We start from the raw sequence: 9,815 nt of genomic DNA, 5'->3' as shown, positions 1-9,815 counted from the left end.
GGACTGGCTGTTGATGCGGATGACATCGGCTTCGTATTCGCGGCCTACATCTTTCGGATCGATGAGCAGATACGGAACGGTCCAGTACGGTTCACGATGATCTTCCCGGAACTGCATGCCCTTGGCGATGGCATCCTGATGGGAACCGGAAAAGGCAGCGAACACCAGCTTCCCTGCATAGGGCTGCCGTTCATGGACATGCATCCGCGTCACCCGTTCATACATTTCGACGACTTCCGGCATATAAGAGAAATCGATGCCCGGATCGATACCCATGGCATACATGTTCATGCCGATGGTAATGACATCGACATTGCCCGTCCGTTCGCCGTTGCCAAAGAGCGTCCCTTCGATGCGGTCGGCGCCGGCCAGCAATCCCATTTCGGCATCGGCAACGCCCGTTCCCCGGTCGTTGTGCGGGTGCAGAGACAAAACGACGTTATCGCGGTACTTCAGATTCCGGGACATGTAGGCGATCTGGGAGGCGTACACATGAGGCATGGACATCTGCACCGTCGAAGGCAGATTGATGATGGCCTTACGGCCGGCGGTAGGCTTCCATACGTCGAGGACGGCATTGCAGACATCGAGGGCAAATTCCGGTTCCGTCCCGGTGAAGCTTTCCGGTGAATATTCGAAGCGGTAATTCGCTCCGGCTTCTTCGGTCAGACGCTGCAGCAATTTCGCGCCATCGACGGCGATCTGTTTAATCTCTTCCTTCGATTTGCGGAATACCTGCTGCCGCTGTGCATACGACGTGGAATTGTACAAATGGACAATGGCATGTTTGACCCCTTCCAATGCTTTGAAGGTCTTCTGGATGATGTGTTCCCGCGCCTGTGTCAGGACCTGTACGGTCACATCGTCGGGAATCATGTTCCGTTCTACCAGCGTGCGGAGAAATTCGAACTCTGTTTCCGATGCCGCCGGAAACCCTACTTCGATTTCTTTAAATCCCATGCGGATCAGCATTTTGTAGAATTCCAGTTTTTCTTCGAGGCTCATGGGAATGACCAGCGCCTGATTGCCATCGCGCAGATCGACACTGCACCAGATTGGCGCCTTATCGGGGTACTCTTTGCTTGTCCAGCTCATATCCACCTGGGGCGGCATAAAATAACCTTTTTTGTACTTTTCAACGTTTTTCATCCGAATCACTCCTGATCATGTATTTTTAACACAATCAAAATAAAAAAAATCTTCCGCCTCAGAAGAGACGAAAGATTTACTCGCGCGTTACCACTCTTATTCATATCCCAAAGGATATGCTCTTTACAGGTACGGACTCGTGTCGATACCCTCCTGTCTGTTAACGGCCAGGCCCCGGCCCCGCCTACTCTGCCCATGGCATTTCAGCTGGCTGCTTAGAGACGAGTTCACTTCCATTCCGCTGCTGCCTCGCACCTGCCGGCAGCTCTCTGAAAGCTTTCTGGAACCTACTGTTTCCCTTCAACGCATTTTTATTTTGACTTGTTGATTGAGATAATACCATAGTCATCTCAGAAATGCAAGAGAAATTTTAAAAGAATTTGGAAAAATATAAAGTTAAACCTTTTGCTTGCTGAAATATATACGGATTGTTCTTTATAAGTTAAACGTTTATGCTTTCATTCCCTTATCCCATTCCTGATACACACCTTCGTGGCGCTTTTTTTCGGCTCCCTTGGACAGATACGATCCGAGGACGACGGGAAATCCCTTTCGTTCGACAATAGACTTGATGTAATTGCGGAAGGGACAGGGCGGGCGGTGGTAATTGTCTGAACAGATACACGATGCCAGATGAACGACCACGTCGCCTTTTTCTTCTCCATAGCGTTTCAGTTTGTGGTTCAGGTCTTCCAATTTTGCCGCAATGCCCGCCCCACAGCAGCCGCCACAGGTCAGCGTCATGTAGCGTGTCTGGTCGTCATACCCGGCAAACGGGCCCGTCCGGTCATAGAACGATTTCATGCAGCCGTATCCGGCACAGCGTTTGGAAACAATATCGCATTGAATAATAACTACTAAACGAGACATAGGATCACTCCCCCTTTTTACTGCTCATCGTTACGATGCTCATCTTTACTATACCACAGGGGAGCGGGAAAATACTATAGATAAATTTTCTCTGTCTCCGCATATGCCTAACCGGTCCGGGCCTTCGCAAAGCCGTCCTTCCGGCGCATAGTCTGCAGGATCCGCTCAAAATATACGATTTCCCATTTCGCATACCGGTTACACAGCCGCCTGGTATGGCCGTTCTGCAGGACCTGTGCAATATCGCGGAGGACCCGTACTTTCTTTTCTGTCATGAACGAGTCGTACTGGCGGGATCGCATCACCTGCTTCAACTGGCTGGCCGCTTCTTCGTAACGCCCTTGTATAATCGCCTGGCGGATGAGGATGAGCGTTTTAAGCCCCGGCGGGAAAGACAACTTGCGCAGATACGCAAGCCATGGCGGCACGCCTGGACGATGGCGGGACGAATGATGATAGAGGCGGAACAATGCTGCATACATATGCATATAGCCGGAAACGGACAGGTGCAGCTGCCGGCGCCGGTAATCAATATCACAGGCATAGGTATAGTATCGTTCCGCCCGGCGCAGCGCATCTTCCGGCCAGGGACATAGCTGCTGTTCATAGGCGCATTCATACAACTGCCCCATCAGATAAAACCAGTCACAGGCATAGGGAAATTCCGTTCTCGGCCGCCGGGCCAGTTCCTCGATGAGCGGGACATCCCCGTCTAAGCCGCAGTGCCGGCAAATGCGGTTAGCCATGCGCTGGAGCGTATGGAATCGTCCCAGCTTTTCCACGCGGCAGGATTGGGGCAGCGTGATACCGAACAAGAGGAACGCCTCCTGGCCCAGCCGGGAATGGGACTGAATCAAAGACAGGCTGGCACGGCAGAAATAATATCCCGCCTTTAAGCGCATCTGCTTTCCTTCCCCGGTCAATTCATCATGAGCACTGTGATCCATGATTCTTTTGTACAGTGCACAGGCCTTTTTCAGCTGCATCTGCCGCCGTGTCCTGACAATGGGAAGATAGATATCGTCTGCTGATTTAAACAAAATCGTAGCATAATGATACATATCAGACACCGTATAGTCTGCCTGCATCAGTTTTTCATAGTACGAAATGGCCTGAATGACCAGGCTCAATTTGTCCGGCCGGTGACAGGCAAAGCCTTTCTTTCCCACCGGGCCATACAAGATATATTCCATATGAGCCTTAAACGCCCGGCCGCGCAGGACCATCACCGATGTACGACATCCTGCCAGCCGTTGTGCCGTATCCAGCGCATAGCCCGCCATATACATATACCAGTCATAGCAAGGCCCCTGAATCGCTGCCATGACGTAAATCTCTGCCAACTGGCACAACCGTTCCGGTGAGTCGAGCAATACTTCTGGGATACTATTCCGCGCTTCCATCGCCGCCAGGGTCAATTCCCATGTTTTGTGTGACTTTGCCGTATTGAGTTGATGGATGATTTCTTTTTTCTCTTTCACGTCTCAATCCTCCCTTGTATCAGGTCTGTCTGATTCATACCTAATAGTATGGATGGGAAAGATTAAAACAATATTAAAGTAGTCTTAAAATACAGTAAGAATGTGATTAAAAATATATTAAAAAAAGTTACATAATCTGTAATTATTATTGATGACACAAAAAAAAGCACTGTCAATCAGCTATAATCTGTCTGTCAGTGCTTCTCTTGTTACGACGATATAGATTTGTTAATTTCTTCCAGCAGGGCATCTACCAGTTTATCTTCTGGCACAGTCCTTAGTACCTGTCCGTGGGAAAAGATGATTCCCTTTCCGTTTCCGCCGGCAATGCCGAAATCAGCCTCACGCGCCTCGCCGGGGCCGTTGACGACACAGCCCATGACGGCGATTTTCAGAGGGACCGTAATCCCTGTCAGAGCCGCTTCGACCTCTTTTGCCAGTTCGATGAGGTGGACCTGGGTCCGGCCACACGTCGGGCAGGAAATGAGGACCGGTCCGAACTGGCGCAGGCCGAGGGCGCTCAGGATATCCTGGCCCACCTTAATTTCTTCAGCCGGATCGTCTGTGAGGGAAACGCGTATCGTATCTCCGATTCCTTTATAAAGAAGAGTCCCGATGCCGATGGCCGATTTAATCGTACCGACGCGGGCCAGCCCCGCTTCGGTAACGCCAAGGTGAAACGCATAGGGAACCTTTTCTGCCAGCTTTTCATAAGCTTCGATCATGAGCGGCACCTGGGAGGATTTGAGAGAAATCACCATATTCCGGTAATCCATTTTTTCCAGGATGCGTATATGGCGCAGCGCCCCTTCTACCATGCCGTCGGCAGTAGGATGACCGCCATACTCCTGTAATATATCTTCCGGAAGAGAGCCGCTGTTGATGCCGATGCGGATGGGAATACCCGAGGGGCGCACCTTTTCCACGACTTTGACGACGTGTTCATCGGCACCGATATTGCCGGGGTTGATCCGCAATGCCTGCACGCCGCTTTCTACAGACAGGAGTGCCAGGCGATAATCGAAATGAATGTCCGCCACAAGGGGAACGGGCGATGACGCTACGATGTCTTTCAGGGCCAGTGCCGCCGCCTTGTCCGGTACGGCAAAGCGTATGATTTCTGCTCCCAGGCGGGAAAGACGCTGTACGTCGGCAATAGCCCGGTCCGTATCGGCCGGATTGACCGTAGACATGGTCTGCACCGAAACAGGCGCCGTACCGCCGACCGTCACCGTTCCCAGCGTCACCGGACGCGATGTTCTTCGTGTAATCATATACTACCTCTAAATACTAAAACGACTGATGTCCTGTATCATGGCAAATAAAAACAGCGATCCCAGTATGATGATACCGGCAATCTGGATATAATACAGGGCCCGCTTGGGCAGCCGGCGTCCCGTAATGCCTTCGATGATCAGCATGATGATGTATCCCCCATCCAGAAGCGGAATGGGAAGGAGATTGAGGATACCCAGATTGATACTGAGAAATGCCGTAAACATGAGCAGATTGACAAAGCCGACGGAGGCTACCTGTCCTGCCAGCTGGGCTACTCCCAGGGGACCTGCCAGGTCAGCCTTTTCGGTGCCGCGGATCATACCATACATCCCCATGGTCATCGTATAGCAGATCTGCCCTGTCCGTTCTATGGCCATGTACGACGATTCAAAAAAGCCATGCTGCCTGCGCGTAACGACGGGAACGACGCCGATGAGTGCCCGCTTCGACTGGGTATCATACGTAGGGACCATGGTCAGATTCACATCTTCCCCGTCCCGGTTGACGACGACCGTGAGGACGTCCCGGCTGTGGTCATTGACAGTACGGGAAATATCCTTCCATTCTCCGATTGGCACGCCGCTGATGCTGACGATACGGTCGCCCGGTTTCATGCCGCCCTGGGCTGCCGCCGAATTTTCCACGATCGATCCAACGACCGGTTCTTTCGAAACGTCGTGCGTACCCACGGTAAACATGACGCCCCATATGATGACGACGGCCAGGACGAAATTCATGAATGCCCCGGCAGCGATGACGATGAGACGGTAACGGACTTTTTTATTCAGGAAGGATTTTTCATTCAATTCTTCCTGTTCTGTCATTCCCTGGATACGGTTGAACCCGCCCAGGGGGATTGCCCGTAATGAATACAACGTAGATCCATATTGATAGCTATAGATTTTGGGACCAAAGCCGATAGCAAATTCATCTACCTGCATGCCCGACAATTTCGCCGTAATGAAATGGCCGAATTCGTGGACAAACACGATAAGGCTGAAGACAAAAATCGTTGCTGCGATTGTAATACCCAAACTTCATTCACCTTTCGTTCACGGCAGGAACTCTGTCCTGACGCTTATGCTACGAGCATAAGATATGCATACACAGCCGGTGCGGCAAAGAGCAGACTGTCAAAACGGTCTAGGATGCCGCCATGACCGGGGATGATATTCCCCGAATCTTTGATGCCGCAGGTCCGTTTGAGGACCGATTCTACCAGATCTCCCAGAGGAGCCATGATGGCAACAATCAATCCGATAGCCAGGCCGTGAAGAAGTGAAAATTTAAAAATCAAAGAGAAAATCAGTGCTACGACGATTGTGCCGATACACCCGCCCAGTGCGCCTTCCCGGGTCTTTCCCGGACTGATGGATGGGCAGAGCTTATTCTTTCCCACAGCTTTTCCGGCCGCAAAGGCAAAGGTATCGCTCGCCCAAGTGGAAAAGACGAGGAGAAAGACGAAAAAGCGGGCCGGTTCGAGCATGACATTCTGGAACGCACTGGTCAGATACGATGCCAGCATACCGTTCCGGAGAGCCAGCATAGCCAGGAATCCGCCTCCTATATAGAGCAGTCCGTACAGCGAATAAGCACTGTCCGAAAGGGATACCCTCTTGTGGCAGACCACCGTGCGCAGGAGAATCCAGCTCATCATGACGACGCACAGTAAAAAAAGCAGTTTAATCCCGGCAAACCACCAGGCCCCAAATACGGCGGCGAGCCATACGTAGCCGGCATATTCTGTCAGATCAGCTTTGACGGCGTGGAGCATGCGCACGTATTCACGCCAGCCCAGGAGAGCCAGCAGGGTCATCATGATAAAGAAGAGCCAGTTCCCTTCGTAAATAATAAATATCGTCAGGCCTCCGCCTACGATACCCGTAATGATTCGTTTAGCCAACATTGTCTGTCTACCTTCCTTATTTCAAGCCGCCAAACCGGCGTTCCCGGCCCTGGAAAGATAAGATGGCTTCTATGAGAGTGTCCTTCGTAAAATCAGGCCAGCACAGGTCCGTATACCAGAATTCGGCATAGGCCATCTGCCAGAGCAGGAAATTGCTGACCCGCTTGTCCGAACCGGGTCGGATCAAAAGATCCACATCATTTTCCGGAGCCGTATACAGGTAATCAGCCAGCGTATCCTCCGTAATATCGGCCGGGCTGAGAAGGCCTTTCTGGACATCTTCTGCCAAAAGGCGCGCTGCCCGGGCCAGTTCCATGCGCCCGCCGTAGTTGACGGCTACATTGAGTTTAAGGCCCGTATTATCTTTCATTTCTTCTTCGGCCTTGCGGAATGACTCCTGGAGGATTGGATGGAGGCGGCTCATATCGCCAAGGAAATGAAGGCGTACGTTGTGTTCGTCCAGTTCCAGGAGGTTTTTGCTCAGATATTCGTTCATGAGCTTCATAATATACGAAACTTCCGTTTCCGGGCGCTTCCAGTTTTCCGTCGAAAAGGCATATACCGTCAGGACCTGGATTCCCAATTCCCCCGCGGCAATGACGATGCGCTTGAGCGTATCAGCGCCGGCATGATGGCCGTACGTGCGGGGTTTTCCCTGTCGTTTTGCCCAGCGGCCATTGCCATCCATGATGATGGCCACATGGTGAGGAATATTCTGGCGGTCCAGCTGAGCTTCCAGAGAAGACGACTCTCCTGCACCAGCCTGGCGGCCACTATTTTTAAAAAATGTATCAAACATATCCTATCCTCCATCGTGAAGAGCCTGCTGCACACTGTCACTCGCTTTCAGGCTGTAATTGTACACCAGGTGGACGACGCCGTCTCTTTCTACAGCCCGGATGACATAGATTTCCTGGTCGTCACAAGAGAAATAATGACTCCGCGAGACAGTCTGCTCCAGGACATAGGGGATATTTTTACCCTCTAATACAGATTTGGCATACCATAACGGCATGCCAATGAGAATCCGTATATCCATCATACTTCCATGACTTCTTTAGTCTTTTTATCTTTCAAAGCGTCGATATCTTTGATTTTCTGATCTGTCATTTTCTGGATTTTGGTCTGAGCTTCCTTACTTTCATCTTCCGTTATTTCTTTTTTCTTTTCTGCTTTTTTGAACAGATCATTGCAGTCCCGGCGCAGATTGCGGATAGCGACTTTAGCTTCTTCGGCGTGTTTGCTTACCTTTTTGCCAAACTCTTTACGCCGTTCTTCCGTCAGCTGCGGGATTTCCAGGCGGATCATCGTTCCGTCATTATTCGGGTTGAGACCCAGGTCGGATTTCAGGATAGCTTTTTCGATTTCTTTCAGCATGTTCCGTTCCCAGGGAACGATGGTAATCAGCCGCGGTTCCGGAGCCGATACGTTGGCCACCTGTTTGACCGGCGTCTGCGAGCCGTAGTAATCGACCATGACCCGGTCCAGGAGAGACGTGCTGGCACGGCCCGTACGGATAGAAGCCAGATCACGCTTCAGGGCTTCTATGCATTTGTTCATCTTTTCTTCGTGTTGTGTCAATGTATTCTGTACATCCATGAAAATCACTTCCTCATCATATTTTTAGTTAACTATATCATACAGCTTTTATGTCTTTTTGTCTACGCAGGAACGATTATCCTTCTTTATCGACAAGGGTCCCGATTTCTTCCCCGCTGCAGGCAGCGACGATATTTCCCTTCGTGTCAATGTTGAATACGACGATGGGAATGTTGTTGTTCATGCACAGCGTCGTCGCCGTCGCATCCATGACGCCCAGCTGTTTCTGGATGACATCGAGGAAAGAAAGGTGGGTGTACATTTTAGCGTCGGGATTAACCTTGGGATCGCTGTCGTATACGCCATCGACGCCATTTTTCGCCATGAGGATGGCATCGGCATCGATTTCAGCTGCACGCAGAGCGGCCGTCGTATCTGTCGAAAAATAGGGATTTCCCGTACCGGCACCGAAGATGACGACACGGCCCTTTTCCATATGGCGGATAGCCCGGCGGCGGATATACGGTTCTGCTACCTGCTGCATAGTAATGGCCGTCTGGACGCGGGTGACAACGCCGTTCTTTTCGATGGCATCCTGCAGGGCCAGGGCATTCATGACCGTTGCCAGCATGCCCATATAGTCGGCCGATACGCGGTCCATGCCTTTGGCTTTGCCAGAAAGGCCGCGCCAGATATTGCCGCCGCCTACGACGATGGCTACCTGGATACCTTTGTTGGCAACTTCAACGACCTGTTTGGAAATGACATCGACCGTAACGGGATCAATGCCGTATCCCTGTGATCCGGCAAGAGCTTCACCGCTCAATTTCAGTACAACGCGTTTGTATTTTCTGTTCATAATGGCTCCTCCTGTTAGAAAATAAGAGAACACTGAAAACCGGTGTTCTCTTATAGGAATCGTATTAAACTTATTTAACCTGTGCCATTACTTCAGAAACGAAATCATCACTGCGCTTCTGGAGGCCTTCACCGAGTTCATAACGTGTATAGCGGCGGATATCGATTTTTTCACCAATCTTAGCGATGGCTTCATTGACGACCTGCTGAACCGTCTTGTCGGAATCTTTGATGAATTCCTGATCGAGGAGGCAGTTTTCTTTGTAGAATTTTTCAATCCGGCCGACGATCATCTTTTCAACGATCTTTTCCGGTTTGCCTTCGTTCAGAGCCTGCTGACGGAGAACTTCTTTTTCATGTTCGAGGACATCTGCCGGTACTTCTTCTCTCTTGAGGTAAGCCGGTTTGGCAGCGGCAATCTGCATGGCAATATCTTTGCAGAGGGATTTGAAGTTGTCTGTCTGGGCAACAAAGTCTGTTTCGCAGTTTACTTCGACGAGGACGCCGATGCGGCCATTGCCATGGATATAAGAATAAACCAACCCTTCAGCAGCGATACGGCTTGCTTTTTTAGCTGCTGCAGCCAGGCCATGTTCACGAAGCAGATCGATTGCTTTTTCCATATCACCGTTGCTTTCGGTCAGTGCCTTTTTGCAGTCCATCATGCCTGCGCCGGACATCTCACGTAATTCTTTAACCTGTGCAGCTGTAATTGCCATATCTTTTTTCCTTCT

11 protein-coding genes and 1 other annotated feature are annotated in these 9,815 nt (G+C 50.9%); all 11 genes read right to left on the bottom strand.

Features of this window, described 5'->3' with window-relative positions; all coding sequences use genetic code 11:
- Nucleotides 1–1,149 (bottom strand): 2-isopropylmalate synthase (locus B2U90_RS03150; protein WP_292017073.1); only part of this gene is annotated, 1,149 nt, incomplete at its 3' end.
- Between the two features lie 60 nt (nucleotides 1,150–1,209).
- Nucleotides 1,210–1,462, bottom strand: a binding site (T-box leader).
- Between the two features lie 137 nt (nucleotides 1,463–1,599).
- Nucleotides 1,600–2,019, bottom strand: a complete 420-nt coding sequence (locus tag B2U90_RS03145) for a CGGC domain-containing protein (protein WP_059075917.1) — start codon at nucleotides 2,017–2,019, stop codon at nucleotides 1,600–1,602.
- Nucleotides 2,020–2,126: 107 nt separating this feature from the next.
- Nucleotides 2,127–3,500: a hypothetical protein gene (locus tag B2U90_RS03140; protein ID WP_292017072.1), complete on the bottom strand. Its 1,374-nt coding sequence runs from the start codon at nucleotides 3,498–3,500 to the stop codon at nucleotides 2,127–2,129.
- A 209-nt stretch (nucleotides 3,501–3,709) separates the two neighbouring features.
- Complete coding sequence (gene ispG, locus B2U90_RS03135) at nucleotides 3,710–4,774, bottom strand: flavodoxin-dependent (E)-4-hydroxy-3-methylbut-2-enyl-diphosphate synthase (RefSeq protein ID WP_172793331.1); 1,065 nt, start codon at nucleotides 4,772–4,774, stop codon at nucleotides 3,710–3,712.
- A 9-nt stretch (nucleotides 4,775–4,783) separates the two neighbouring features.
- A complete protein-coding gene (rseP, locus tag B2U90_RS03130) occupies nucleotides 4,784–5,812 on the bottom strand; it encodes an RIP metalloprotease RseP (protein WP_059075915.1) in 1,029 nt (342 codons plus the stop codon).
- A 44-nt stretch (nucleotides 5,813–5,856) separates the two neighbouring features.
- Nucleotides 5,857–6,684 (bottom strand): phosphatidate cytidylyltransferase, encoded by an 828-nt coding sequence (locus B2U90_RS03125; protein WP_292017071.1) that lies wholly within the window; start codon nucleotides 6,682–6,684, stop codon nucleotides 5,857–5,859.
- A gap of 16 nt (nucleotides 6,685–6,700) precedes the next feature.
- Nucleotides 6,701–7,483, bottom strand: coding sequence for an isoprenyl transferase (locus B2U90_RS03120; RefSeq protein WP_083237029.1), 783 nt, complete (start codon nucleotides 7,481–7,483; stop codon nucleotides 6,701–6,703).
- Between the two features lie 3 nt (nucleotides 7,484–7,486).
- Nucleotides 7,487–7,726: a hypothetical protein gene (locus tag B2U90_RS03115; RefSeq protein ID WP_083237030.1), complete on the bottom strand. Its 240-nt coding sequence runs from the start codon at nucleotides 7,724–7,726 to the stop codon at nucleotides 7,487–7,489.
- Nucleotides 7,723–8,283 carry a ribosome recycling factor gene (frr, locus tag B2U90_RS03110; protein WP_059075913.1) on the bottom strand — a complete coding sequence of 187 codons (561 nt, stop codon included), beginning with the start codon at nucleotides 8,281–8,283 and terminating at the stop codon, nucleotides 7,723–7,725. The genes B2U90_RS03115 and frr overlap by 4 nt, the downstream gene beginning before the upstream one ends.
- 76 nt (nucleotides 8,284–8,359) lie before the next feature.
- Entirely contained in the window at nucleotides 8,360–9,082 is a 723-nt protein-coding gene (pyrH, locus tag B2U90_RS03105; RefSeq protein WP_072235718.1) for a UMP kinase, read from the bottom strand.
- A 70-nt stretch (nucleotides 9,083–9,152) separates the two neighbouring features.
- A complete protein-coding gene (gene tsf / locus B2U90_RS03100) occupies nucleotides 9,153–9,800 on the bottom strand; it encodes a translation elongation factor Ts (RefSeq protein WP_292017070.1) in 648 nt (215 codons plus the stop codon).
- Nucleotides 9,801–9,815 lie beyond the last annotated feature (15 nt).

Source organism: Megasphaera sp. UBA4233, from assembly GCF_002395615.1.
GTDB classification, from domain to species: Bacteria; Bacillota; Negativicutes; order Veillonellales; family Megasphaeraceae; genus Megasphaera; species Megasphaera hexanoica.
Note: the sequence above shows the minus strand (reverse complement) of the source record. Positions and strands in the feature narration are given on the sequence as shown.